This is a genomic window from Streptomyces sp. SP18CS02 (genome assembly GCF_036322365.1).
GTDB lineage: Bacteria > Actinomycetota > Actinomycetes > Streptomycetales > Streptomycetaceae > Streptomyces.
This window is the reverse complement of sequence record NZ_JAQYXC010000272.1, coordinates 23,223-47,951: the sequence shown is the minus strand read 5'-3', so window position 1 is coordinate 47,951 and position 24,729 is coordinate 23,223. Positions and strand designations below refer to the sequence as shown.

Below are 24,729 nucleotides of genomic sequence, written 5' to 3'. Positions count from 1 at the left end.
CCCCTTGACGCACGCCACCGGCCACGCGATGGATCGAGCGCCGCCTTCCGACGTTCTACCACCCCTTCACGGTTGCTTTGCGGGGAATCCCCAGGTGGGAACGCGACGAAGGGCGGCATCGCGACCGATTCGGGCGGGATGTCCCGTCGGTGCCGACCCGTTCGGAAGGCCGAGGACGGGAGGAGCGGGGTGTGGGGTGGAAGTTCCCGGGGAGAACGGTGGGCAGCGGCGGGGCGCGTCAGGTGGCGGTGAGGGCTGGGCGGGAGGGAGAACGGGGACCGGCCGGGCCGGTTGTCAGTGGCGGGTGATGAGATGAACATGTATCTGTTCCGCCGCTGTTCCATACGGGGGGCCTATGCCGACCACAGCCGACGCGTCCGCCAGGTCACCGATGGCCGCACTGCGCGAGGCCCTCGTGGCGTCCGCGGGGGCGGAGAAGACCCTCAGCATGGCTTCCCTGCGCGGGCTCCTGACGGGGACGGACAAGAGGATGCTCGCGGCCGTCCTGGCCCAGGTGGTGACGGACGGGATACGCCTGCCGGACCAGGTCGTGCGCCAGTTCGGTCTGCGCGCGGCCGCCGTGGCTCCCGAGGTGGCACCGCCCCGGTCCGTGCCGGCTCCCGTACGGCTCCCCGCTGCGGAGCAGGCTCCCGCGCCTGGATCCGCTCCTACGTCCGCGCCGGTCGCCGCTCCCGCGGTGGTGCCCGCATCGGTGCCCGCGCCCGTGCCCGTATCCGATCCCGTACCTGATCCGGTGTCCGGATCCCGGTCCGGGCCTGATGCCGCGCCCCCGGCGGTGCGCGTCGCCGTCCCGCCTCCGGCGCGTCCCGGCTTCGCGGTGGACCTGCCGCCGGGGTCGGCGCTGGACTTCGCGGCCATGAGGGTGACGACCCTTGTGCCCGGCCCGGTCGGCTCCGTCGGTCGCGGTGCCCCCGGCGAACAGGTCGGCACCACGGGAACCGTCGGTGCGGGCGCTCCCGTCGATTCGGCCGGGCCGATCCGAGCGGCGCCCGGTCACGCGGCGCCCGCCGCTCCCGCGCCCGCCTCTCCCGTACCCTCCGGCTTCTCGGCGCCCTCCGTCACCGCCGCTTCGCGTGAGGCCGCTTCCCCGCGTCCCGGTTCCCCGCGTCCCGGTTCCCCGCGTCCCGGTTCCCCGGATTCCGCTTCGGGACGCCCGGCCTCCGCGCGCCCGGCTGCCAGTCCCGCACCCGGGGCGCGCGTGGCCGGCCGGGTGGCGGCAGCGGTCGGCTCCGAGGCGTCGGGAGAGCACGGGCAGGCGGTCCACGACCCGGTGAAGCAGTACCTCAAGGAGGTCGGCCGCTTCCCACTGCTCTCCGCACAGCGCGAGGGGGAGCTGGCTCGGCGGATCGAGGCCGGGGTCTTCGCCCGGGAGCGACTGGACCGGGCCGGGCGCTCGGCGGCCCCCCGCCTCAAGCGGGAGCTTGCCCGGATCTCGGCGGATGGCGAAGCCGCCTTCACCGAGTTCTTCGAGGGCAACCTCCGGCTGGTCGTCGGCATCGCGAAGAAGTTCACCGGGCGAGGGGTCCTGTTCCTGGACCTGATCCAGGAAGGCAACCTGGGACTGGTCCGGGCGCTGTACAAGTTCGACCACGCGACCGGCTATCGATTCTCCACGTACGCAACCCAGTGGATACGCCAGGCGATGCACCGGGCCATCGCCGACCAGAGCCGGACGATCCGGCTGCCCGTACACGCGCACGAAGCGGTCACCGCGCTGCAGAGGGCGGCGCGCGACCTCGGCCTCGGCTCCCCCGGGGACGACCTGCCCGCAGTGGCCGCCCGCGCCGACGTGTCCCTTTCCGAGGCCCGCACCCATCTGTCCCGAGTGCGTCGCACGGTGTCCCTGGAGGTGCTTGCCGAGGCTCTCGACGACGAGCTGCTGCACAGCGCGTTCGATCCGACCGTGCCGCTCGTCCGAGAGGAGCCGTATCTCTACGGCCTCACCGCCGAGGAGGTCCACAGCGTCCTCGGGACCCTCAGCGACCGCACGCGCCACATCATCGAGCGCCGATACGGCTTTACCGGGGACCCCGCCACCCTCGACGAGATAGGCAAGGACCTGGGGGTCACCCGGGAGCGCATCCGCCAGATCCTGACGCAGACGGAACCACTGCTGGAGTCCTCCTTCAGGACCCTCGTCGGAAGCGCCGGCCACCCGGCGCCGCCCCCGCGCGGGGAGGGACAGCAGGACGCCGGGCGGAAGACGTCCACGTGACACTCCCCGACCAGGGGGGAGGCGACCGTACGGACGACGGGCGCCGGCCCCCGACCTCGAAACCGGCTCCGCCGTCAGCCAGGAGAAGGACGGGAGGGTAACCCGTGGAACGGTCCGGCGAAGGGCGAGGGGGCCACGTCGGGGAGGGAGATCCTGCCTACCGGTCCATTCCGTGGTGGAACGGTTTCTCCGGCCGCCCGGTAAGGAAGTCCTTTCTTCGCAGGAACTGTTGTCGCGGTCGCTCCGCCCGATCTCCCATGTGCCGGACCGACCGGTACCCCGGAAGAGAGCGGAGTCCCTGTGCACCCCCATCACGAGCACCACCACCCTGACCACACCCACGCGCACGACCGGCCCCGACCCCGGCACCGGGCGGTGCGGGGGCACGCGAGGCGGAACCGGACCGCTCAAGGAGTGGGGACCGTGATCGCCGGTACGGTCGCGGCCGCCGCCGTGGTCGCCGGAAGCCTCATAGCCGGCGGCACGGGCGGCGTAACGGAGGCCACCAGGGCCGGATCCCAGGGGGAGCCCGTGGGGGGACGTACGGCCGGCAGCGTCGTCGAGGGGGCCCCTTCCCGTGTGCCGGCCCCTCCCCGTCCGCCGACGCCGGCCGGCACACTCTCCGCGTCGCCGTCGGCCGCGCCTTCCGCGCCCCCCGCGACGTCGTCGCCCCTCAGCAGTGCGTCGCCGACCGGCCGTGCCGCCGGGACCCCGCGTCCGCCCCGGCGCAGCGCCCCGCCCACACCCGCGGGCGATCCGGAGCGGGCCCGGGCCGGCGGCGCACCTCAGGCCGGCGGCCCCAGGGGCACGGCGGCCGCGTACGCCAAGCGGGTCGTCGCCCTGGCCAACGCGGAACGGGCGAAGGCCGGCTGCTCCCCGCTGCGGATCAACAACCGGTTGCAGGCCGCAGCCCAGGCCCACGCCAACGACATGTCCGCCCGCAACTACTACGAGCACAACAGCCCCGACGGACGCGACGCGGGTGACCGCATGGAGTCCGCGGGGTACGAGTGGCGTACGTGGGGCGAGAACATCCACCGGGGGCCCGACGATCCCACCGGGGCGGTACGGGACTGGATGGACAGCCCAGGGCACCGGGAGAACATCCTGAACTGCTCCTTCAGGGACATCGGCGTCGGTGTGAACCTCAACTCCAACGGGCCCTGGTGGGTCCAGAACTTCGGTGTCTCGGACTGAAGGGCGCACCCGTCGGCACGCAGGGCGGGAGGATCGGGCCACAACGGCGAGATCCTGTACCCACCCCGTGCCGTCGGGGCGGGGTACGGCGGTCACGCCGGTGGCCGGCGCCGGCGGCGGGTCTTCTGCCCCTTGCGCACGTCCCGGCCCGCCCCCCTGCGTGACGGGGGCCCGCGATCCGCCCGTCGGCCCGCCCGCTCCCCGGGATCGGCGTGGCCGCAGGAGCCACGCGCCGCCATGTCGTCCGCGGGAGCCCGGCAGCGGCCCTCAACCGTGGAAGGCGCTCCGCCGTCCCGGTCGAGGCGCCCGGCCGGAACTGGTGCGCACGATCAGCTCTGCCGGTACGGCCGAGCGGACGTACCGCTCCCGCCCGCCGTCCAACCGGGCGAGCAGCAGGCGCAGACACTGACGTCCGATCCGTGCGAAGTCGGTCCGTACGGTGGTCAGCGGAGGCAGCACGAACGCGGCCTCCGGAATGTCGTCGTATCCGATCACGCTGACGTCCTCGGGCACCCTGCGGCCCGCCTCGTACAGAGCGCGGAGCACACCGAGCGCCATCTGGTCGTTGGAGGCGAACACCGCCGTCACGTCCGGTCGGGCGGCCAGCCGTCGCCCCAACTCGTAACCGGAGACCGCGCTCCAGTCCCCGAACAGCGGCGCGGGAACGGTGGCCCCGGCGGCCCCCAGCGCCGCCCTCCAGCCGTCCAGCCGGTGATCGGAGGCGATCCAGCCTTCCGGGCCCGCGATGTGCTGGACCGTGGCGTGACCGAGCGCGAGCAGGTGCTCGGTCGCCCTGCGGGCGCCTTCGCCCGCGTCCGTGGTGACGAGCGGAGTACCATCACCGAGGTCGTTGTCCAGCATGACCAGGGGCGTTCTGAGACCGGCGTCCGCGATGGCCCGGCCCACCCATCGTTGCGGGGCGATGGCGATCACACCGTCCGCCCCTTCGGCGGTGAGCCGTTGCACCGCCTCGACGACGGTGCCGGGGCCGGCCGTGTCGAGAACGATGGAACTGACCAGATGACCGGCGTCCCGTGCGGCTCCGTTGATCGCGTCGAGGATCGAGGCGGGGCCGTACCGCACGGCGTCGAACGAGATCACACCGAGCATCCGGTTCCGGCCGCCGGCCGGCGGCCGCGCGCCGGGACCGGGCCGGTATCCGAGCGCGCGCACGGCCTCCAGCACCCGCTCACGGGTCTCCGCGCGGACCGCTGGATATTCGTTGAGTACCCGGGAGACGGTCTGCTTGGACACGCCCGCACGGCGGGCGACGTCGTCCATGACCGGTCGCGTTCCGGCACGACCGCGCCGACCGCGCTCGGGGGCGTCGCCCTCTGGGGTACTGCGGGGCATGGCGGGTCTTCCTTCGGCATCCTGCCCCGGCCTGTTCCGGACGGGCGGACCTCAGGATATGACCTCGCCCTGTCCACGGTCGCCGGGACGACGGGCCCTCCGGCGCCGGGTGGAGGCGCGGGAGGAGGATGAACCCGGTCCCGCCCGGTCCCTGCGCGAAGGGCTCCGGAGAACGGTGTGTCAGCGGCGTTGCAGGCGAGCCGCCCTCGCGCTGATGTCGGGGATCTTCGCGTACAGGGCGTCGCCGGGGCAACGGGTGGGGAACCCGTCCGTGTGGCCCCCCACGACCGGCAGCAACGCGGTCGTCCCCTTCGGGTACCGGGCCTCGTCGTTCGTGGAGACCAGGGCGATCGTGCCGCGCAGATCGGGGCCGCGCGCGTCGAGCTTCCAGGCGAGCAGACGGGCGATGGCGTCCAGCATCGGCTCGGGTACGTACGCCCCCTGGTTGAACGTGCCGATCGCCGCGACGCCGACGGTGCCCTCGTTGAAGCCACGGGTATGCGCGCCGATGACGGGCCTGTCCACGCCGCCCGCCCGGCCCTCGTAGACGGTTCCGCAGGCGTCCACGAGGAAGTTGTAGCCGATGTCGTCCCAGTGCTGCCCGTAGGCGTGTCCGGCGTACAGGTCGCGCAGCGTGTCCGGGACCGTCGCGCAGTCGTAGCCGTTCGGCGTGCTGGTGTGGTGGATGACGGCGGCCTTCACCGCGGGCGCGTACCGTGCGCCCGGTGCGGTGGCGACGGTCTCGGCCTGCCACGCCACACGCGGCACGATGACGGGCCGTGGCCCCTGGTGGCGGGCGTCGCGCGGCGGCTCCCGCGTCGGGACCGGAGTGATGACGCGCAACGGCGACGCGGCCGGGGCGAGCCAGGACGCGACGGCGGCCAGCACCACGAGCACCGTCAGGGCGAGGGCGGTACGGGCCCGGCGGTTACGCGCCAGATACATGCTCCGCCCTCCCGACGTCGGCCACCGGCCGTGGTGGGCCGCGCCCACCGGCCCGCGGTTGTCCATCGTCACCGCCGGACGCCCGCGGACGCCCGCCGGACTGCTCCATCCGGAGCACCCTGCTCCACGCGGGCGAAGGCCGGTCACCGCCGTGGCCCTTGCCCGGCTCACCGGTCCGGACCGAAGAGCGGACCGGGCGCCCGGCCTGCCGCCGGAACCGGTCCCCGCAGGAGGCGGACGGCTCATGAGGTCCCCACACGGGGCGGCAGGGCGATTGTCAGTGGTCGCTTCTACTGTTCAGGCAGTGGGATTCGCGGAACCGGCCGCCGGTCCACCCTGGGGAGGGGTCTGCCATGACGAAGACGTATCTGGAGCTGTCGCAGGACGGCGGTGGTGCGCACAAGTTCTACGAGGTGACGGTCGACGGCCAGGTCGTCTCCGTGCGCTACGGGCGGATCGGGGCCGCGGGCCAGCTCCAGACATCGTCCTTCCCCACGCCCGAGAAGGCACAGGCCGCCGCCGCGAAGAAGATCGGCGAGAAGGTGCGCAAGGGGTACGCGCCCGCCGTCCAGGGGCAGCGCGCGGCCCGCTCGGTCACACGGCGTCAGGTCGCCTCGGCCCCGTCCACCGCGCGGGCGGTCGCACCGGTGCTGTGGCGTTTCCGGACCGGATCGTCGGCGTTCGGTATCCACGTCGACGACGACCGCTGCTGGGTGGGCAACCAGTCGGGGGACGTCTACACCCTCAGCCACACCGGCGAGGTCCTCGCCCGCTACAACCTGCCGGACGGCGTGAAGTGCCTGGTCGCCGACGACTTCTGGATATACGCGGGATGTGACGACGGCCGGGTGTACGACCTGTCGTCGAAGCTGCCCTTCGCGGCGTACGACATCGCGGCCGACGTGGACATCTTCTGGCTCGACATCCACGAGGGCGTGCTGAACGTCGCGGACCGCGCGGGGCGGCTCACCGTGATCGACCACGAGGACGAGCACCAGTGGGCGCGGCGCAGCCAGGGTGAGCACGCCTGGATGGTGCGCGCCGACGACCGGGCCGTGTACCACGGGCATCAGCGGGGCGTGACGGCCTACGGGCCGGACGGCGGGGCGGAGCTGTGGCACACGCCGACCCAGGGGGCGGTCCTCTTCGGCTGGCAGGAGCAGGAGGCGGTGTACGCGGGCACGGCGCACCGGGTCGTCCAGCGGCTCTCCAAGGGGAACGGGGCCGTGGAGGCGACGTACCGGTGCGACAGCCCGGTGTACTCCTGCGCCACCTCGCCGGGCGGCCGGTTCGTCTTCGCGGGGGACTCCTCCTCGTCGGTGTACTGCTTCGACGAGGACGGCACGCGGCTGTGGAAGCTCGGTACGGGCGGCGGGTCGGCGCTGTCGATGCAGTACCGCGAGGAGCGGCTGTACCTGGTCACCACGGACGGTTCCCTGGTGTGCGTGGACGCGAGCGAGGCGGCGATCACCGCTGCCCAGCAGGGCACCGTACCGGTGGCACGGGACGTGAAGCTGGCCGCGGCGCTGCCCACGTACGAACCGGCCACCGCCGTGACCTCGGTGGCGACGGTGGCGGCCGCGCCCTCGGGAGCGGTGGTCGTGGAGTGTGTCCAGCAGGGCGGCCGGATGCGGGTCCAGGTGGTGTCCGACGGCTATGACGCGTCGTGGAACGTGCAGTTCCCGAGGGCGATCCGGGAGCCCGGCGCGCGGTATGTCGTCGACGCGCTGCACGCCGCGTCGGGCGGCTTCTACCGGGTCCGGGGCGACATCAGGCGCCTGCTGTGAGCGGAGAGGCGTTCGAGGTCGCTACCGGGGACGGACTCGCACCGCCCGCCGAGGGGGTTGAGCGGCGTGCCGCGGAGGTGCGGGTGGCGTTCGAAGGGCTGTTGCAGATCCGGCGGCTGGGTCCGGCCCCTGGGACCGGCGACCCCATGGCGGTGCCGGCGGCCTGGGAGCGCAACCGGCCCGTCCGGTCGGTCGCGCTGGCCCTGGAGGCGGCCGGGGTGGCGCCGTCCGCCGTGGACGGCAGCGGTCGGCGCGTCGCCACGGGGTACCGCGTGAGCCCGGGCGAGCGGCCCGGTTCGGTCCGGGTGGAGTGGCTGGGCCCGCCCGGCGGCGGCGCGGCCCATGACGAGGAGGACGCGTTGTCCGCATGCGCGCGGACGCTGGAACGGCTGGGCTGGGAAGCGCTGCTGTACCGCGGCCCGCGCAGACGGCGGTTCCTGGAGGTGGAGCCCGTGGCCGGCGTGGAGTGAGCCGTGTTCCGACGCCGACGGCCCTCCGCCCGGGGGGTGCGACGGCTCAGGTGCGGAGGGCCGGTTGCCCGGTGCGGGATCGCGGGTGTCAGGCGATGGAGGCCGAAACGATGGCGGACACCGCGATGTTGCAGGACGCGGTCACCCAGACCGCGGGGTGCGGCTCGGGCTCGACCAGCGTCGCGCCCAGCTTGCCCGGGGTGATGAGGTCCACCACGAGGAACGCCACGGCCATCATCACCAGCCCCAGCAGGCCGAAGGCGGCCGTGGACACGAGGCCCTTGCCGAAGTCGTTGTAGGTCGTCCAGATGGAGGTGAACACGATGCCGCCGATACCGAGCAGGGCGGAGCTCAGCAGCACGGCCGCGTTCCTGTTGCGCTGTTCCCAGATCTGCCGGCCGAGCTTTCCCGGCGTCAGGGCGTCGACCAGGACTATGCCGAGGATCAGCAGGACCACGCCGAGTGCGCCGTAGGCGGTGGCCCGGCCGAGTCCATTGACGATGTCGCTCATAGGAATGCCGGCTCCGTATCGGAAAGTGATCATGAGTGATCGCGGTCAAGGCGAGCCAAAATGTAGCGCACGGCCCGTCGCGCCCCGACCGGGGCCGTGCGTGACCCGGATGGCTCAGTACCACGGTCGTCCGCGCTCCCGCACGCCCACAGTGGAACCGGTAAGCCTCCGCCCACGCACCGGGAGCCCTCATGACCCCCATCAACCGACGCGACCTCGGCCTGCTCGTCCTGCGGGTGGGCACAGGAGCGGTGCTCGCCGCGCACGGGAGCCAGAAGCTCTTCGGCTGGTTCGGGGGCGGTGGTATCGAGGCCACGGCCCAGGCGATGGAGGCGATGGGCTTCCGGCCCGGGAAGCGGAGCGCCATCGCCGCCGGGTTGGGGGAGGCGGGCGGCGGAACACTCCTGGCGCTGGGTCTGGCCACGCCCGCCGCCGGGGCCGCCGCCGCGGGAGCCATGGCGGGTGCGGTCTCGGTGCATGCCCCGTCCGGGTTCTTCGCCCAGTCGGGGGGCTTCGAGTACCCGGCGTTCCTCGGGTTCACCGCGGCGTCCATCGGCCTCGCGGGCGCCGGGCGATACGGACTCGACCACGCCACCCACCACCGCCTCGACCGGCCCTGGATCGTGGCGGCGGCCTTCGTCGGCAGCGCACTCGCGGCGGCCGCCGTGGTCGGCCGACGCGTCAAGGAGCAGGCGGCCGCGGCTCAGGCGGCCGGGGACGAAGGACTCGGCGGTATCTGAGCCGGCCGTGGCGGATCAGAGCTCGGGCGGCAGGGCGACGGCACGCTCCTCGACGGCCGCGCGCTCTTCGTCGGAGAGGGACGTGAAGCGGAACACCTGGTCCACGTCGTCGAACGATCCGCCGAGGAGCTCCCGGGCCGACACGACCCTCTGAGCCGCTTCCTCGCCGATGCCGACGGCCGCGGCGAGCTCCCCGGCCGTCAGTGCGTTCACGTCGGCCAGCCCCCAGCGCACTCCTCTGCTCGTCCGTGCGACGTAGGGATCGCCGATGCCCTTCTCCCTGGCGGCGTGGGGGTCTTCCTCGGCGATGTGCCGGCCGCCCTCGCGGGCCCGCTCCAACAGCCACTCATGGACCCCCTCCACGACACCGGACGCGAGGAAGTCGCCCTGCCCCTTCGTGGCGGGTGTCTTTCTCGCCGCGCCGAGCTGTCCGGTCCAGTCGGCGTTCTCCAGCCTGTCCCCGTCCGCGCGGATGTCGATCTGCGCGTCGATGAGCCTGGCGTGTGCCGGGCGGCAGCAGAAGGCGTACACGCCCGTCGCCCGGCGCAGCGGGTACAGGTTCACGTCTTCGATCCTGTCGGTGGCGCTGAAGACGGGAAGCGCGGTCAGGCCGTCCCTGCCGACCCGCACGTCCGCCCGGCGGATGTCCACGGTGAGAGCCTCACTGCCCACGTTCTCCACCGTGACCTTGAAGCGGAAGAACGTGTAGCCCTTGGGGAGGTCCTTGCGCTCGTCCTGCGTCGGTCTGAACCGCTCCAGGTCGTAGGCGCGGACCTTTACCCCGACGCCGTACTCGCACCAGTCCCCGAAGACTTCGGGGTGAAGGGCACCGGACACGACATAGCTCCCCTGCTCAGGTCGATCGTTCGGCGAGATCCTACGGTTCCGTGTGGGCCGGTCGGCGATGTACCCGCGCCGCCGGTACGGGCACGGCATCCCACCACGTGTTTTCCGCCCGGGTACCGGCCGTCGTCCACGGCGCGGGGCACGGCGCGAACCCTCGTTCGTTCGACGGCGGTCGTACTATGGAAGGGTTGCTGAACCCGGCTCAAGGAGTTGCTGTGGCCCGTCCCCGTACCGCCTCGCGGACCGTGGAGCACCCGTCCTTGGGGGACGTCTCGCTGCAGCAGGTACTGGAGGCGCTGGTCGATCCGGTGCGGCGCGGCGTGGTGTCGCAGCTCGCGAACCGCGGCGACGATCTGAGCTGCGGTGCGTTCGACGTGCCGGTGTCCCGGTCGACGTCGACGCACCACTTCAACGTGCTGCGCGAGGCGGGGGTGATCCGGCAGTACTACGTGGGGACGACGAAGATGAACTCCTTGCGCTCGGACGAGATGGAGGCGCGCTTCCCCGGCCTGTTGTCGGCGCTGGTGGCCGCTTCCGCCCGTGAGGCGGACACCCCGCCGTCCTGAGGGGGCCGCACGGAACGGCGCCATGAACACCGCGACGCGGGCGTGTGCCTGTGCGCGTGCCCCGGGCCGGCGGCCCGGCCCGGGGCGGCATCGGTGCCGGGCCGTCGGCGCACGCGGCGCGGATCCCGTGCCGGAGAGCTCGCAATGTCGATCGTCATCGTATTACGATTGAGGTCGAAGTAATGTCGAGCGGTGAGGAGCGGGTTCCATGGCAAAGGTGGTGCGCTTCCATGAACTGGGCGGACCGGACGTCTTACGCCTGGAGGAGATCGACCTGGGCGAACCCGGCCCGGGTGAGGTCCTGCTGGACGTGGACGCCATCGGTCTGAACCGGTCGGAGGCCAACTTCCGCCGCGACCGCTATCTGGACCGGGTCGCCGCGCTGCCCTCCGGCCTCGGCTACGAAGGGGCCGGCCGCGTCCGTGCCGTCGGCGGCGACGTCACCGGGTTCGCCCCCGGCGACACGGTCAGCGTGCTGCCGCTGTTCCAGCAGTCCCGTCACCACATGTACGGCGAACAGGCCATCGTTCCGGCCTCGGCCCTGGTCCACCGTCCGCCGTCGGTGAGCGCGGTGACGGGCGCCGCCGTATGGATGCCCTTCCTGACCGCGTACGGCGCCCTGTTGGACATCGGCCGCCTGCGCCCCGGTGACCATGTGGTCATCACGGCCGCCTCGTCGAGCGTCGGACTCGCCGCCCTCCAGGTCGCCCGCCGCGCGGGCGCCATCCCCATCGCCACCACCAACGACGTGGACAAGGAGAAGCGCCTGAGCGAGGCCGGCGCCGCTCACACCGTCGTCACCGGCCGCGACGACGTCGCCACCACGATCCTGGACATCACCGCCGGGCGGGGAGCGGAGATGGTCTTCGACGCCGTCGCCGGTACCGGCATCGAGGCGCTCGCCGCCGCCACCGCCCGGGACGGCCTGCTCTTCGTCCACGGCGGCCTCTCGGGCGAGCCCACCCCGCTGCCCGGCCTCCGCGGCATGCGCCCCGTCTTCACCCGCCCGTACACCGTGTTCGAGATCACCGGTGACCCGGACCGTCTCGCCCGCGCCCGGCACTACATCACCGACGGACTCGACGCCGGCGTCCTCACCCCGGTCATCGACCGCACCTTCGACCTGGACGACATCGTCGCGGCACATCGCTACCTGGAAGCCGGACAGCAGGTCGGGAAGATCGTCGTCACTGTCGCCCGCGAGGAGGCACAGCGGTGAAGTACGGGTTCATCATGTTCCCCACCCAGGACGCCATCCCTCCCGGCGCTTTCGGGACCCTCCTCGAAGACCGCGGCTTCGAGTCGCTGTTCATGCCCGACCACACCCACATCCCGGCCGTCACCCCCGAACGCTACGACGTGCTGAACCTCGCGCCGGAGTTCAAGAACGGCATGGACGCCTTCGTCGCGCTCGGCGCGATCGCCCAGGCCACCACCCACCTCCAGATCGGCACCGCCGTCCTGCTCGTCCCCGAACGCGACCCGATCATCACCGCGAAGGAGGTCGCCTCGGTCGACGTCCTCTCCCAGGGCCGTATGAACTTCGGTGTCGGGCCCGGCTGGATCTACCAGGAGATGCGCAACCACGGCGTCGAACCCGACGACCGCTTCCGCGTCATGCGCGAACGCGTCGAGGCCATGCAACAGATCTGGACCCGTGACGTGGCGTCCTACCACGGCAAGTTCGTCGACTTCGACCACGTCACCTCCTGGCCCAAGCCCGTCCAGCGCCCGCACCCGCCGATCCTCGTCGCCGGCAACGGTCCACGCGTCGCCGAGCGCGTCATCGCCTACGGCGACGAGTGGATCCCCATGCTGCGCCCCGGTGTCCTCGACCACATCGCCGAATTCAAGAAGACCGCCCGCAAACCGGGCAGCGACGAGCCCATCCCCGTCACCCTGTTCGGCGGTGACCTCGCCGACGTCGACGCCTATGCCGCCGCCGGAACCGACCGCGTCCTGTTCTGGGTCCGCCCCGCGGACACCCGGAACATGACGAAGCTCGTCGACGAGATCGCACTCCGGCTCGGCGACCGTCTCCGCTGAGCGGCCCCGCCTCGCGACACCTCGCGACACCTCGCGCACCTCCCGACACCTCACGACATCGCCGCGCGAGCGGAATCCCCGCCCGGCCTCCGCTCCGTGTGCGGCTTTCCCCCCTGCCCCTTCTGTTGTGTGTACCCGACACGACACGCCTGCTGTACGGACCCGGCACCACACGCGGTGCCGGTCGCTGCGCGCGCCGAGCGGTCGGCTCCCGCGGGAGCGGGGCCTCCTGCTCGACGCCCGGGCCGGCGGTCTAGGCTCGCCGGCATGGCCACCGCACTCACCGCCGCCCGCGCGCCGGCATGGCCGGGCGGGCCGCCCCGGAGGCCGGTCCTCCGTCGTGAGCCGGACGCCAGGGTCTCACGGCGCATCCGGCCGCCCCGAGGAGTACGGCACGCACAAGACCATCCGTGACCCGCGGGTCCGCCGGATCCTGGAAGGGACCGAAGAGATCATGAACGTCGTCGCCCGCAGCCTGACGGAGCACCTGGCATGACCGGGCAGGAGGAGGTCCTGGTCCGGACGGAGGGGCGCCTGGGCCGCTTGATCCTCAACCGCCCCAAGGCCCTGAACGCGCTCAGCCACGGCATGGTGGTGCGCATCGAGGAAGCGCTCACCGCCTGGCGGGACGACCCCGCCGTGCGGACCGTGGTGATCTCCGGCGCGGGGGAGCGCGGCCTGTGCGCGGGCGGGGACATCCGTGCCATCCACGACGACGCCCGCCGCGGCGGCGGCGCCTCGGCCGACTTCTGGCGGGACGAGTACCGGCTCAACGCGTTGATCGCCCGCTACCCCAAGCCGTACGTCGCCCTCATGGACGGCATCGTGATGGGCGGCGGCGTCGGTGTCTCGTCCCACGGAAGCGTGCGGATCGTCACCGAACGTTCCCGGGTGGCCATGCCCGAGACCGGTATCGGCTTCGCCCCCGACGTCGGCGGGACCCACCTCCTCGCCCAGGCACCCGGCGAGCTCGGCACCCACCTGGCCCTGACGGGTGCCGCCGTCGGCGCCGCCGATGCCCTGCTCTGCGGCCTCGCCGACCACTTCGTACCGGCCGACCGGCTCGATCGGCTGGTGGCCGAGCTCGCACACGCGCCCGTGGACGACGCCCTGCCCCCGCACGCCGGCCTGGTGCCGCCCGGTGAACTGGCGGCCCACCGCGAGTGGATCGACCACTGCTACGCGCCCGACACGATGGAGGAGATCGTGGAGCGCCTGGTCGGCAGTGGCGTACCGGCGGCCAAGGAGGCGGCCGTCACCCTGGGCGCCAAATCGCCCACCGCGCTCAAGGTCACCCTGTCCGCGCTGCGCCGGGCCCGCCGGCTCGGCTCGCTGGAACGGGTACTGGAGCAGGAGTACCGGGTCTCGTGCGCGGCTCTGTCGACGCCCGATCTGGTCGAGGGCATCCGGGCCCAGGTCATCGACAAGGACCGCAGCCCCCGCTGGTCGCCCGCCCGCCTCGACGAGGTCACCGAGAGCGACGTGTCCCGCTACTTCGCCCCGCTCGGCGACGACCGCGAACTCCGCCTGTCCTGAACCGACTCCACCCGGGAGGCGCCCTGGTGAGCGCCTGCGTCGGCGTCGAGGGGCCCGGCAGCGTGGGCGGCCCGGTGACCGCCGGCTCGGCGGCCGCCGGACACCGGGTTCCCGGGAGGCGGCGTACCATCGGATGCCGCGGTGACGACGGCAACGGCCGGCTGCCAAGAGGCTTTGCGTAGGCTGGCATCGTCGTTCCGGCGTGGGTGGGGGGCAGGCCGACGAGGTTCCCCCGACCCCGCTTGACGATGTGTCAGGAAAGTCGGGAATGGATGGGCCGCAAGTTCATCGAGGAGACGTATGGCACCGCAGGCGTCCGATGCCGGGAAGCATCACCAAGGCCGCTCGTCCCCGTGACGCGGGCCTTGGGCGCGTTGGCGTGGGCAGGGGCGGGCCGCCCGGGAGCGGAGCGTCCACCGCGGGGCGTCAGCGGTCGGCCGCGGTCGTCGTGAGCGTTGCTGCCACTGGGCCGGTCCCTCTGCGGCTGCGACGCCGGTGAGCGGCCGCGCCCACCGCTTCGCCCGCTGACCGGGCTCCCCGGCCGGCCGCTCCCCGCACCCCTCCTCTGGATTCCTTCCGCGACCCGTCAGTCCCATCCCGCTCTTCCACCCCCGGTGTCCGCCCCCGCGCGGGCGCGTCCCCCTCGAACACCTCCGTGGAGCGAACGTGAAAACAGGCGACCAGATCGTGCAGGACCTCCCCTGGAAATGGGGAGTCCAGGGCAAGATCTTCATCATCGGCGGCCTCGGCTACTTATTCGACGCGTACGACATCGCCCTCAACGGCTTCCTGATGCCGCTGCTGGGCAAGCACTTCGATCTCACGCTCTCCCAGCGCGGTCTCGTGGCCACCGCGAACCTGGTCGGTATGGCCCTGGGCGCGGTCGCCTGGGGCGCGGTCGCGGACCGCATCGGCCGTAAGAGGGCCTTCAGCGTCACACTTCTGATCTTCGCGTTGTTCTCGGTGCTCGGTGCCCTCTCCCCGAACTACGCCGTCTTCCTGGCTCTGCGCTTCGTGGCCGGTGTCGGACTCGGCGGCTGTATCCCCGTCGACTACGCCCTGGTGGCGGAGTTCTCACCGAGGAAGTACCGCGGGCGGATCCTCACCGCACTCGACGTGTGGTGGCCGATAGGCGTGACCCTCTGCGGCCTGGTGTCGACGTTCATGCTGACACTCGACAACAACTGGCGATGGATGCTCACCACGATGAGCATCCCGGCGCTGCTGCTCTTCTGGGTGCGCCGGGGCATCCCGGAGTCGCCGGTCTACCTCACCAAGAAGGGGAGGGAGGCCGACGCCCGCGCCGTCATCGACGATCTGGTGGCCCGCACCGGAGCGGCGGTCGAGCCGTACGTCATCCCCGCGCCGCCGGAGAAGGCCAGGTCGCGGGGGCCGGCGGCCGCCTATGAACAGCTTCGCGACGTCTGGAGGTTCAGCCCGCGCATCACCTCCGCCGCCTGGCTGCTGTTCGCCAGCATCATGCTCGTGTACTACGCGGCGCTGAGCTGGATGCCGTCCATCCTCAAGGAACAGGGACTCGGCGACACGGCCGCCTTCATGAGCACCACGCTGATGAGCGGCGTCGGCATCGTCGCGGTCCTGGTGTCCGCCGCGCTGGTCGACGTGGTGGGCCGGAAATGGCTCATCGGTGTCACGGCACCGATCGGCGCGCTCGCCCTGGTGGTGTTCGCGCTGCTGATGGACATGCCGACGGCGTCCGTCGTGGCCATCGCGGCCTTCGGGTTCCTGATGCAGCTCGCCATCCCCGCCCTGTACGCCTACGTGTCCGAGTTGTACCCGACTCTGCTGCGGGCCAGTGGCTTCGGCTGGGCATCGTCCTTCAGTCGGGCGCTGACCGGTTTCGCCCCGCTGCTGTTCGGCTCGGTCATGTGGCCCCTGCTGGGGCTTCCGCTCACCTTCGCCGTGCTGACCCTGGCGATCGTGGGGTCCGTCCTCTGGATGGCGGTCGCGGCCCCCGAGACCAAGGGGCGAGCGCTCGACGACGACCCCGAGGACGTTCAGGAACCCCGGCCCGCCCCGGTGCCGGAGCCCGGCCCCCGGGTGCTCTGAGGGGCCGTACCGCCTGACCGGGCGCGCCACCCCGTCGTGCTCCGTACGACAGCCGGAGCGACTCCCCTCCCCATCGGGCCCGAGGCCGGCCACCGTCCGCGGCGACGCCGCGCCGCGGACGGTGGCCGGCCGGCTTCCACGCCGAGGCGGGGCGGGGAAGAAGCGGGGCCAGGCGTACGAGAAGCGGAGCCCGGGCTCAAGAGGAGCGGGGCGCGGCCCGCAGGAAGCGCCGCGGCACCGTCGAACGGCGCGTCAGCCGGCGGGGGCGGTGGCGGGGCGGGGGCGCGGCCCGGTCGGGCGGACGCAGAAGCTCGTCATGTGCCCGAACGGCGCAGTTCGTCGCTGACGCGCTCGCGTTCGGCGTCGGTGAGGTGGATCCGCTCCAGTTCGCGGGTCCACGCGTCGATGTGCTCCCGTTCGTCGAGAGCGGTGGCCAGTGCGATGAGGGTGGCCAGCGCCAGGGCCCGGTCGAGGGCCGTGGCCGCGTCGCCGTGCCTGCGCAGCGCGGAGGAGACGGCCCTGAAGGCGGCCCGGTCGTCGTTCTTGAACTCGCGGAGGATCCGGGCGTTGTCGAGCGCCCGGGCCAGCCCCCGCAGCTTCCTGGAGCCGCCGTACTCCAGTGTGACCGGCTCGTCCCGCTGGATGAAGATGAGCGAGTTGCCGGACGGGTCGAGAAGGGTGAACCGTGTCTGGCCGGGGCGGAAGCGCGTGATGCGAGGGAGGCCCTTGGCCGGCACTTTGCGGTAGGCGGCACGCATGGCCTCGGTGAAGGCGGCGTGGTAGGCCGCGACCTCTTCCACCATGACCAGGCAGGCGCCGCCGTCCTCCCTGGCCGGATCGTGGTCCTGGGGCGGCCTGCCGAAGTGCACCGCGAAGCCGCTCCACTCCAGGGCGAGGTAGAGGTAGGGGCGAGTCTGCCGGTAGGTGACCTCGAATCCGAGTGCCTGGTAGAAGGCCAGGGTCTCCTCCAGGTCCGCGCATGGCAGCACCGGCACCACTGTCTCGTTCGCCCGAATCGTCGTCTCGGTCAACGGTCCTCCGCCTGTCTCGTCACCATGGGACCCCGGCTTCCGGGCCGCTCGGCCATCGGCTCCAGGGAACGGCCGCCGAGCCGGGGATGCCGACGGTACGGCCCGGGAACTGGCTAGTCAAACTTTACTAGTTGCGCGTCGGCCCGTGCCGGCGGACGCTGACGGTCCACGCGCGGTGGTGGTGTGTGGGGGCACCTTCACGGGTCCGGCGGTGCCCGCATGCCGAACGGGCGGACCGGGAAGGGGATCGCCACGGCGCTGCGCGTCCCGAAGACGATGCGGTCGACGCGAGCCCAGGCCGTTCGCGCGCATGACCGTCGCGCCCCCGCCCCGCGGTCCGCCGCCCGGCGCGGATCCCCCTCGCACGGGGCGGGGAGACCCGCGCCACATCCGTTCATGTCACATCGCGGCGATCCGCGCCGGTCATAGGAATGACCGGCAGCGGCGGAGGTGCCCCCCGGATACCTGGGGGACGCCGACCGCTCGCGGCCGGCATCGGCGACTGGTATCGAACGGTCCGGAGGGCCGACCGGCCCTCCGGACGCACTCCTTGGGGAGTGACCCGGCCCCGCACGGGGCTGCCGCACGCCGACAGGCACGCCCACGCTCCGAGCAGCGACAACGACCCGAAATGCCCCGGCCACCCGAGGAGAGAACGATGCCGACAGCGCGAGCAACGAGCAACATAGCCGCGTTCAGCCGCTTGCATGACGCCGTGAACACCGGCGACGCGGAGGCCGTCGCGAAGACCATCGACGAGGTCATCGCCCCCGACGTGCTGTTCCACGCGCCGGTACCGAATGGTGCGACGGGGGTGCGGGCGCTCAAGCAGGTGTGGACGGTACTCCTTCGCGCGTTCCCCGATCTGCGCATCGCGGTCGAGGATGTGATCGCGGAGGGGGACAAGGTCGTCTTCAGGAACAGGGTCACCGGGACCCACCTGGGCGAGTACATGAACCTCCCGCCGACGGGCAGGTCCGTCGGCTACGACGAGATCTTCATCCTGCGCTTCGCGGAGGGCCGGGTCACCGAGATCCGGGGCGTCGTCGACCTCCTCGCGCAGATGCGGCAGCTCGGTGTGGTTCCCGACGGCTCCGCATCATGAGCAGGGGGCCACGGCGGACGTCGGGGTGCTGCCGGCGCCGGAGAGCGGGAACCGCGCACGGCTTCTGGCCCGTCACCCAGGAGGCCGGGTAGGTTGATCGTTTCGGATCGCCCGGGCGTTCGAAGTGGTCGTCCTCGTCGGCTCGGAAGGGATCCGAAAGAAATCGAAGAAAAACTGTCGCCGGATGTCGAGGACTCGTTTCCTGCTCCGACTGAGGGGTGACAGCGCGCCGACGGGGCGCGTGGAAGCGAGGGGACACCTGAGATGAAGTACGTCGCGATGATCTACGGCAACCAGGCCAAGTGGGACTCCTTCCCCGCCGAGGAGTGGCCGGAGGCCATCGCCAAGCAGGACGCGTTCAATAAGAAGTACCGGGAGACCGGGGAGCTTCTGGGCGCCTACGGCCTGGCGGACGCGGCCAACGCCCAGCTCGTGCGCCGCAAGGACGGGGCCCCGGCGGTCACCGACGGGCCGTACCTGGAGACCAAGGAGTACATCGCCAGTTTCTACCTCTTCGACTGCGCGAGCGAGGAGCGCGCCCAGCAGATCGCGGCGGACATGCCCTTCGCCGACACCGAGCCGGTCGAGCTGTGGCCGGTCCTGCACGAGTCCGCGGCGGACCTGTGAGCGTGGAACACGGCGTCGAGGACCTGCTGCGCGAACTGGCGCCGCAGGTCCTCGGCGCGCTGGTCCGCCGGTACGGCTCCTTCGACATGTGCGAGGACGCCGTCCAGGAGGCGCTGCTCGCCGCCGCTCTCCAGTGGCCGGCCGAGGGAGAGCCGGACAACCCCGGGGGCTGGCTGGTCACGGTGGCCTCCCGCAAGCTGGTCGACCAGGTGCGCAGCGAGACCGCACGCAGGCACCGCGAGGAACGTATCGCCCTGTCCACCCCGCAGGCGGAACTGCTCAGCCACTCCGCCGACGCCGAGCCGGACGCGGACCGGGACGACTCCCTCGCGCTGCTGTACCTGTGCTGCCACCCGGCACTGTCCTCGCCGAGCCGGATCGCCCTGACGCTGCGCGCCGTGGGCGGCCTGACCACCGCTCACATCGCCGCGGCCTTCCTCGTGCCCGAGGCGACGATGGCGCAGCGCATCAGCCGGGCGAAGCAGACCATCAAGGCCTCCGGCACAGGGCTCGGCATGCCGGAGGCCGCCGACCGGGCGGACCGGCTGGGCGAGGTCCTGCACGTGCTGTACCTGGTCTTCAACGAGGGGTACACCACCACGGACGGTGCCGACCTGACCGCGCCGGCCCTGTCGGCCGAGGCGATCCGGCTCACCCGCATGCTCCACCGTTTGCTGCCCGACGACGGCGAAGTGGCCGGGCTGCTGGCGCTGATGCTGCTCACCGACGCGCGCCGCCCCGCTCGGACCGGACCCGACGGCGACCTGGTGCCACTCGCCGAGCAGGACCGCGGGCGGTGGGACCGCCGGCTCATCACCGAGGGCGTCGACATGATCACCCGCACTCTGCCGCGGGGGCAGGTCGGCCCCTACCAGCTTCAGGCGGCCATCGCCGCGGTCCACGACGAGGCCGAGCACGTCGACGCCACCGACTGGCCGCAGATCCTCGCCCTGTACGAACTGCTGGAACAGGCCGCGCCGAACCCCGTGGTCACCCTCAACCGCGCGGTCGCCGTGGCCATGGTCCACGGCCCTTCCGCCGGACTCGATCTGCTCACCACGCTGGAATCCGACAAGCGCATGGCACGCCATCACCGTCTGCTCGCCACCCGGGCCCACCTCCTGGAGATGCTCGGCGAGCACGACGCGGCGGCCCACGCCTACCGCGATGCCGCTCGACGCGCCACCAGTGCACCGGAACGACGCCACCTCGCCTCCCGCGCGGCACGGCTCGCCCCGGCTCCGCATCGGCCGACGGCCCTGCCTTCGACGTGAACGTCCCGCGCATGAGGTGCGCGCGCCCGAGCGGCGGACCACCTCGGCCGCGTGGGCGGTTCCAACGGCCACGCCGTCCACCGTCCGGCGGCGAAGGGCCCGGCCCCGAGGGGCGGTTCAGGACGGCCGAAGGCGTCCGGCCGGCGCAGCCGCGGTCATGGCAGCGGCCGGCTTCGCGTCCCCGGCGCTCCACGTCGCGACGTCCCCCGCTTCGGGGGTCCTCACTTCTGCTCCAGCACCGTCTTGATCCGGTCGGTCACCTCGGGCAGGACGTGGAGGCCGTCGAGCTGTCGAGCTGGATCGTACGCACCCCCCGGCCGGCCGCCGACTCGTCCTTGGCGGCGGCTCCGGCCGTGCGCTCGGCCGCCCCCTCCCGAAGCGCGGTCAGCGCCTGCGCCCGGTTCTCCTGGGCCAGTTCGTCGGGTATGGGCTCCAGGGTTTCGGCGGCCGGGGCGTGCTTGGCGAGGTCCTGGCAGGCCGTTCCGATGACGTCGAGCGTCCGTGTGCTCACCTCGTTGACCCGGCCCGCGTCCTCCGCCATCTGCCTGAGCTGCTTCTCGCCGCCTCCGGAGTACCAGTCCTCGACCTCCTCGGCGGGGGACGAACCGCACCCGGTGGCCAACAGGGCCGTGACGACGGCTGCGATCGCATGGGCGGCGCGTACGCGCATGGGGGCTCCCCGGGTCGACGGGCTCCGATGCCGGCGGGCCGCCGTCCCCCGGTACCCCGTCGTCTCCGATTCGTGACAAGGAGACCGCTCCCGGGGCCCGTCCGCCCCCGGCAGGGCCCGGCCGGACGGGGAGCGGTCACGCGGCCGGCGGCGAAGCCGGCGGGAAGGCCGAGCAGCCGAGGAGGGGACAGTCCACGCGGCCGCCCCCGGCCCCACGGCCGCCCACCGTCGAACAGGCGGGCGCCCGGTCGTGCACCGGCGGCTGCGCGAAGGGCGGGCGGCACGCGCCGACGTCACGAGGGCCGCTCGGAGACTCCCTGGACGCGCACTTCGTGCAGGAAGTCCATGAGGATCCTCGTGAACGCCTCCGGCTGCTCCATCGTCGTGTAGTGACCGGCGCCCTCCAGCCGGGCGCTGCGGCCGTCGGGGACGATGTCCATCAGGGCGGTCACGGTGCGGAGCACGCCTGGCGCGTCCAGGGCGCCGTCGACGGCCAGGACCGGGACGGTGATGTCCTTGGCGCGGGCGGCCACGTCCTCGACCGGAACGCAGTGGTCCGGCTCGTCCGGGGTGTGCTTCATCAGCGTGCGCGACGCCATCTCGCGGATGTGGCGGATGATGTCCTGGTCGATGTCGGCGAGCGTACGGGAGGGGCCCGCCGCCCACTGGACGAAGCCGTCCAGCCAGCCGGGGATGTCACCGGTGGTGAGTGCGTCGGTCTGGGCCCGCTGGAGCGCCGCGGACCAGGGGTCGCCGAGGTCCGGTTCGCCGATTCCGCGGCCGCTGACGACCAGGGCGCCGACCAGTTCGGGGTGCTCGATCGCGGTGTCGACGGCGATGAGCGCGCCCATCGAGACGCCGACCAGAGTCGACGGCCCGTCGAGGCCGAGGTGGCGCAGCAGGGCGGCGAGGTCGTCGGCCTGCCGGAAGGGCCTGGTGGCGTTCGCGGAGAATCCGTGCCCGCGGGCATCCGGGGTGATGACTCGGTGTCCCTCGGCCACGAGGCCGGGGATCAGGTTGTCGAACTGGGTGTGGTCCACGAAACCGCTGTGCAGCAGCACCAGGGGGCTGCCATCACGAGGGCCTGCGTCGCGGTAGGCGAGCAGACCGTCCCCGGACGCGAAGGTGTCGTACGGGGGAGCGGGGGCAGCGGTGCGGGAGATCGAAGCCTCGTTCATGACAACCAAGGTGTCATGTGTCCTGGAGGTTTGGCAACCAAGGTGTCATGCTTGTGGGGTGACCGACACCGACCGCCACCTTTCCCCCGACGAGCTGCCTCAGCGACTGATGGAGGTCTTCGCCCTCGTCGGACCGCTCTACCGCCGCGTCCAGCGCAAGATCGAACAGGACGCCGCGCAGGACCTCTCCGTCGGCGTGCGCGCCGTACTGGATCTGCTGCGCGAGCACGGGCCGATGACCGTCCCGCAGATGGGGCGGGCCCAGTCGCTGAGCCGCCAGTTCGTGCAGCGGATGGTCAACGACGCCGCTGCTGGACGGCTCGTGGACAGCATCCCGAATCCGGCGCACCAGCGTTCGTCGCTGATCCGGCTGACCGACCGGGGCCGCGCGGCCATCGACGCCGTGACCGCCCGTGAGCACGCCCTGCTGCGCCAGGCGGGCGGCAGCCTCGCCGGCAAGGATGTCGATGCCTGCGTCCGGGTGCTGAGCCGGATGCTGGAACTCTTCGACGACGTGGACCTCGCGGACGCCGAGCCGCCCCGATAGGCCCTGTGCGCGCGAAGCCGGCCCGGCAGCCGTGGCCGGGGGCACGACCTGGGGTCGTGTCCGGAAGCCTCGGGACGGGCACGGGCGGTGCCCCCGCCGCCAGGACTCCCTCCTCCGCCTCGCGATGCGTCCCCTCGGCCCCGGAGGGCCTGGGGATGCCCCAGGCACCGCCCGCCGCCCACTGATCCGGCCTGATCGACAGGACACCCCCCAGCGGGTGCGGGCTGTCCTGCCGTGGCGAGCGGCGCACGTGCCCCCTGGTCCGCACCCGGGACCGAGGCCCGGGGTCCGCACGTCATGGCGGAGACGCGGTCGTTCCCGGTACATCCGGGGCATGGCGCGCCCGAACGGTGCCGCCGCAGCGCGACGGGTGCCAAGGGCCGCCGCGAACCCAGCCCCTCCGGCCGCACCCCGGCGCCGCGTGCGGCGGCACCGCCGTCGGCCGGTTCGCCGCCTTCCGCGGCGACCGGGGCTCCCGTTCGACCCACCCTCCGCATGCCTGACCGGCCCGCCGCCGGGCGGCCGGTAGCGTCCCCCATCACCACCTGACCAGGGAGAACCGCATGCAGCCCATGTCCCTCTCGGCCCTCGCCCGTGTGATGGACGGCGCCCTCACCGACGTAACCGACCTCGAAGCTCCGGTCACCTCGGTGGTCTTCGACTCCCGCGAGGCCGCTGCGGGCACTCTGTTCCTCGCCCTGTGCGGCGATCACGGCGACGGACACGAGTACGCCCGGCCGGCTGTCGAGGCGGGAGCGGTCGCCGTGCTCGCCACCCGGCCTGTCGGCGTCCCCGCCATCGTCGTGGAGGACGTCCTGGAGGCGTTCGGGCGCCTCGCACGGCACCTGGTGCACACCACTCTGAACGGGACCACGATCGTCGCGATCACCGGCTCGGCCGGCAAGACCAGTACCAAGGACCTGATCGCCCAGACCCTGGCCGCCGCCGGTCCGACCGTCGCCACCTACCAGTCGTTCAACAACGAGATCGGCCTGCCCCTGACCATCACCCGGGCCGATCCGGCCACGCGTTATCTGGTGCTGGAGATGGGCGCCCGGGGTGTCGGTCACATCGCCTCCCTGACCGGCATCGCCCCGCCCGCCATCAGCGTGGTCACCAACGTCGGCACCGCCCACATCGGCGAGTTCGGCGGACGGGACCGGATCGCCCTGGCCAAGGGCGAGATCGTCGAAGCCCTGCCCCCGCACGGAGTGGCGGTCCTCAACGCCGACGACCCGCTCGTCAGCGCGATGGCCCGGCGGACCACCGCCCGGGTGGTCACCTACGGCCTGGCCGCCGACGCGACGATCCGTGCCACCGATGTCCGCCTCGACGCCCAGGGCAGGCCCGGCTACACCCTCACCACGCCCGAGGGCACCGCACCCGTGCGGCTTCGGCTCCTGGGCGAGCCGCAGGTCCACAACTCCCTCGCGGCAGCCGCCGTGGCCCGAGAGGCCGGGATGGGCGTGGAACAGACCGCCGTCCTGCTCGACGCGGCGACGCTGCGGTCCCCATGGCGGATGGAGACCACCACCCGCGCGGACGGCGTGACCGTCATCAACGACGCCTACAACGCCAACCCGGACTCGATGCGGCACTCGCTCGACGCCCTGGCCGCCGTGGCCCGCGGTGGCGACCGCCGCGCCATCGCGGTCCTGGGCCGGATGAACGAGCTCGGCGACGACTCCCCGGGCGCGCACGAAGGGATCGGCCGTACGGCTGCCGGACTCGGGCTGGAGCAGCTCATCACCATCGGAGGGGAGGAGGCCCGATGGATGCAGCGGGCCGCCTCGGCGGCCGGGGCCAACGCCGTACAGGTGCCCGACCAGGACACCGCCCTGGAGCTGCTGCGCCGCACTCTGCGACCTGGTGACGTCGTCCTCGTCAAGGCCAGTCGGGGAGTCCAGCTCCAGCAGCTCGCCGAGCAACTGCTGAAGCCCGCCACCGGGACGGTCCCGGTCGGGGCGCGGCAGCGACCGTGACCTGGCCGGCGT

23 protein-coding genes are annotated in these 24,729 nt (G+C 72.5%); 16 read left to right on the top strand and 7 right to left on the bottom strand.

What is annotated here, in order from left to right; all coding sequences use genetic code 11:
* The first annotated feature begins 355 nt into the window (after window positions 1-355).
* Together PUR26_RS10945 and PUR26_RS10940 are read left to right on the top strand one after the other, a co-directional pair.
* Complete coding sequence (locus PUR26_RS10945; RefSeq protein WP_329871618.1) at window positions 356-2,236, top strand: sigma-70 family RNA polymerase sigma factor; 1,881 nt, start codon at window positions 356-358, stop codon at window positions 2,234-2,236.
* 423 nt (window positions 2,237-2,659) lie between these two features.
* Window positions 2,660-3,433, top strand: coding sequence for a CAP domain-containing protein (locus PUR26_RS10940; protein ID WP_329871616.1), 774 nt, complete (start codon window positions 2,660-2,662; stop codon window positions 3,431-3,433).
* Between the two features lie 267 nt (window positions 3,434-3,700).
* On the opposite strand, the gene PUR26_RS10935 is transcribed toward PUR26_RS10940, so the two are convergent.
* The gene (locus PUR26_RS10935) at window positions 3,701-4,786 is read right to left on the bottom strand and encodes a LacI family DNA-binding transcriptional regulator (RefSeq protein WP_329871614.1); all 1,086 of its coding nucleotides are present in this window, start codon (window positions 4,784-4,786) and stop codon (window positions 3,701-3,703) included.
* Between the two features lie 180 nt (window positions 4,787-4,966).
* A complete protein-coding gene (locus tag PUR26_RS10930) occupies window positions 4,967-5,731 on the bottom strand; it encodes a peptidoglycan recognition protein family protein (RefSeq protein WP_329871612.1) in 765 nt (254 codons plus the stop codon).
* A gap of 353 nt (window positions 5,732-6,084) precedes the next feature.
* Here PUR26_RS10930 and PUR26_RS10925 point away from each other — a divergent pair, with 353 nt between their 5' ends.
* A complete protein-coding gene (locus PUR26_RS10925; protein WP_329871610.1) occupies window positions 6,085-7,518 on the top strand; it encodes a WGR domain-containing protein in 1,434 nt (477 codons plus the stop codon).
* Window positions 7,515-7,988 carry a hypothetical protein gene (locus PUR26_RS10920; RefSeq protein WP_329871609.1) on the top strand — a complete coding sequence of 158 codons (474 nt, stop codon included), beginning with the start codon at window positions 7,515-7,517 and terminating at the stop codon, window positions 7,986-7,988. The genes PUR26_RS10925 and PUR26_RS10920 overlap by 4 nt, the downstream gene beginning before the upstream one ends.
* An 88-nt stretch (window positions 7,989-8,076) precedes the next feature.
* Here the strand turns inward: PUR26_RS10920 and PUR26_RS10915 are convergent, their stop codons facing one another.
* The gene (locus tag PUR26_RS10915) at window positions 8,077-8,499 is read right to left on the bottom strand and encodes a DUF350 domain-containing protein (RefSeq protein ID WP_329871608.1); all 423 of its coding nucleotides are present in this window, start codon (window positions 8,497-8,499) and stop codon (window positions 8,077-8,079) included.
* Window positions 8,500-8,690: 191 nt separating this feature from the next.
* Between PUR26_RS10915 and PUR26_RS10910 the strand changes: the two genes are divergently transcribed.
* On the top strand, window positions 8,691-9,239 hold the full coding sequence (locus tag PUR26_RS10910; protein ID WP_329871606.1) for a DoxX family protein: 549 nt from the start codon (window positions 8,691-8,693) through the stop codon (window positions 9,237-9,239).
* A 15-nt stretch (window positions 9,240-9,254) separates the two neighbouring features.
* Here the strand turns inward: PUR26_RS10910 and PUR26_RS10905 are convergent, their stop codons facing one another.
* Entirely contained in the window at window positions 9,255-10,076 is an 822-nt protein-coding gene (locus PUR26_RS10905) for a hypothetical protein (protein ID WP_329871604.1), read from the bottom strand.
* 224 nt (window positions 10,077-10,300) lie between these two features.
* Between PUR26_RS10905 and PUR26_RS10900 the strand changes: the two genes are divergently transcribed.
* The 6 genes from PUR26_RS10900 to PUR26_RS10875 all read left to right on the top strand — a co-directional run bounded on the left by PUR26_RS10900 (window position 10,301) and on the right by PUR26_RS10875 (window position 16,303).
* The gene (locus tag PUR26_RS10900) at window positions 10,301-10,651 is read left to right on the top strand and encodes an ArsR/SmtB family transcription factor (RefSeq protein ID WP_329871603.1); all 351 of its coding nucleotides are present in this window, start codon (window positions 10,301-10,303) and stop codon (window positions 10,649-10,651) included.
* Window positions 10,652-10,859: 208 nt separating this feature from the next.
* Entirely contained in the window at window positions 10,860-11,870 is a 1,011-nt protein-coding gene (locus PUR26_RS10895; protein ID WP_329871601.1) for a zinc-dependent alcohol dehydrogenase family protein, read from the top strand.
* Window positions 11,867-12,697, top strand: coding sequence for an LLM class F420-dependent oxidoreductase (locus tag PUR26_RS10890; protein WP_329871598.1), 831 nt, complete (start codon window positions 11,867-11,869; stop codon window positions 12,695-12,697). The genes PUR26_RS10895 and PUR26_RS10890 overlap by 4 nt, the downstream gene beginning before the upstream one ends.
* Window positions 12,698-13,037: 340 nt before the next feature.
* Entirely contained in the window at window positions 13,038-13,193 is a 156-nt protein-coding gene (locus tag PUR26_RS10885; RefSeq protein WP_329871596.1) for a hypothetical protein, read from the top strand.
* Window positions 13,190-14,233 carry an enoyl-CoA hydratase/isomerase family protein gene (locus PUR26_RS10880; protein ID WP_329871595.1) on the top strand — a complete coding sequence of 348 codons (1,044 nt, stop codon included), beginning with the start codon at window positions 13,190-13,192 and terminating at the stop codon, window positions 14,231-14,233. The genes PUR26_RS10885 and PUR26_RS10880 overlap by 4 nt, the downstream gene beginning before the upstream one ends.
* Window positions 14,234-14,899: 666 nt before the next feature.
* Window positions 14,900-16,303, top strand: coding sequence for an MFS transporter (locus PUR26_RS10875; protein WP_329871593.1), 1,404 nt, complete (start codon window positions 14,900-14,902; stop codon window positions 16,301-16,303).
* Between the two features lie 314 nt (window positions 16,304-16,617).
* On the opposite strand, the gene PUR26_RS10870 is transcribed toward PUR26_RS10875, so the two are convergent.
* Window positions 16,618-17,334: a VOC family protein gene (locus tag PUR26_RS10870; protein ID WP_329871591.1), complete on the bottom strand. Its 717-nt coding sequence runs from the start codon at window positions 17,332-17,334 to the stop codon at window positions 16,618-16,620.
* A gap of 658 nt (window positions 17,335-17,992) precedes the next feature.
* Here PUR26_RS10870 and PUR26_RS10865 point away from each other — a divergent pair.
* From PUR26_RS10865 to PUR26_RS10855, 3 genes are all read left to right on the top strand, one after another.
* Window positions 17,993-18,439, top strand: a complete 447-nt coding sequence (locus PUR26_RS10865; RefSeq protein ID WP_329871589.1) for an ester cyclase — start codon at window positions 17,993-17,995, stop codon at window positions 18,437-18,439.
* Between the two features lie 264 nt (window positions 18,440-18,703).
* Window positions 18,704-19,066, top strand: a complete 363-nt coding sequence (locus tag PUR26_RS10860; RefSeq protein ID WP_329871587.1) for a YciI family protein — start codon at window positions 18,704-18,706, stop codon at window positions 19,064-19,066.
* On the top strand, window positions 19,063-20,340 hold the full coding sequence (locus PUR26_RS10855; protein ID WP_329871585.1) for an RNA polymerase sigma factor: 1,278 nt from the start codon (window positions 19,063-19,065) through the stop codon (window positions 20,338-20,340). The genes PUR26_RS10860 and PUR26_RS10855 overlap by 4 nt, the downstream gene beginning before the upstream one ends.
* 256 nt (window positions 20,341-20,596) lie before the next feature.
* On the opposite strand, the gene PUR26_RS10850 is transcribed toward PUR26_RS10855, so the two are convergent.
* Both PUR26_RS10850 and PUR26_RS10845 read right to left on the bottom strand, forming a co-directional pair.
* Entirely contained in the window at window positions 20,597-21,010 is a 414-nt protein-coding gene (locus tag PUR26_RS10850; RefSeq protein ID WP_329871583.1) for a hypothetical protein, read from the bottom strand.
* Between the two features lie 293 nt (window positions 21,011-21,303).
* Window positions 21,304-22,188, bottom strand: coding sequence for an alpha/beta fold hydrolase (locus tag PUR26_RS10845; protein ID WP_329871581.1), 885 nt, complete (start codon window positions 22,186-22,188; stop codon window positions 21,304-21,306).
* Between the two features lie 58 nt (window positions 22,189-22,246).
* On the opposite strand from PUR26_RS10845, the gene PUR26_RS10840 reads away from it, so the two are divergent.
* Window positions 22,247-22,735 (top strand): MarR family winged helix-turn-helix transcriptional regulator, encoded by a 489-nt coding sequence (locus PUR26_RS10840; protein ID WP_329871579.1) that lies wholly within the window; start codon window positions 22,247-22,249, stop codon window positions 22,733-22,735.
* A 563-nt stretch (window positions 22,736-23,298) separates the two neighbouring features.
* Window positions 23,299-24,717, top strand: coding sequence for a UDP-N-acetylmuramoyl-tripeptide--D-alanyl-D-alanine ligase (locus tag PUR26_RS10835; RefSeq protein ID WP_329871578.1), 1,419 nt, complete (start codon window positions 23,299-23,301; stop codon window positions 24,715-24,717).
* The last annotated feature ends 12 nt before the right edge of the window (window positions 24,718-24,729 follow it).

Excerpts from the sequence above, each read along its gene's own strand:
- PUR26_RS10945 (WP_329871618.1), top strand. The coding sequence starts at position 356 with ATGCCGACCACAGCCGACGCGTCCGCCAGGTCACCGATGGCCGCACTG.
- PUR26_RS10935 (WP_329871614.1), bottom strand. The coding sequence starts at position 4,786 with ATGCCCCGCAGTACCCCAGAGGGCGACGCCCCCGAGCGCGGTCGGCGC.
- PUR26_RS10930 (WP_329871612.1), bottom strand. The coding sequence starts at position 5,731 with ATGTATCTGGCGCGTAACCGCCGGGCCCGTACCGCCCTCGCCCTGACG.
- PUR26_RS10925 (WP_329871610.1), top strand. The coding sequence starts at position 6,085 with ATGACGAAGACGTATCTGGAGCTGTCGCAGGACGGCGGTGGTGCGCAC.
- PUR26_RS10915 (WP_329871608.1), bottom strand. The coding sequence starts at position 8,499 with ATGAGCGACATCGTCAATGGACTCGGCCGGGCCACCGCCTACGGCGCA.
- PUR26_RS10910 (WP_329871606.1), top strand. The coding sequence starts at position 8,691 with ATGACCCCCATCAACCGACGCGACCTCGGCCTGCTCGTCCTGCGGGTG.
- PUR26_RS10895 (WP_329871601.1), top strand. The coding sequence starts at position 10,860 with ATGGCAAAGGTGGTGCGCTTCCATGAACTGGGCGGACCGGACGTCTTA.
- PUR26_RS10880 (WP_329871595.1), top strand. The coding sequence starts at position 13,190 with ATGACCGGGCAGGAGGAGGTCCTGGTCCGGACGGAGGGGCGCCTGGGC.
- PUR26_RS10865 (WP_329871589.1), top strand. The coding sequence starts at position 17,993 with ATGCCGACAGCGCGAGCAACGAGCAACATAGCCGCGTTCAGCCGCTTG.
- PUR26_RS10860 (WP_329871587.1), top strand. The coding sequence starts at position 18,704 with ATGAAGTACGTCGCGATGATCTACGGCAACCAGGCCAAGTGGGACTCC.
- PUR26_RS10850 (WP_329871583.1), bottom strand. The coding sequence starts at position 21,010 with ATGCGCGTACGCGCCGCCCATGCGATCGCAGCCGTCGTCACGGCCCTG.
- PUR26_RS10845 (WP_329871581.1), bottom strand. The coding sequence starts at position 22,188 with ATGAACGAGGCTTCGATCTCCCGCACCGCTGCCCCCGCTCCCCCGTAC.
- PUR26_RS10835 (WP_329871578.1), top strand. The coding sequence starts at position 23,299 with ATGCAGCCCATGTCCCTCTCGGCCCTCGCCCGTGTGATGGACGGCGCC.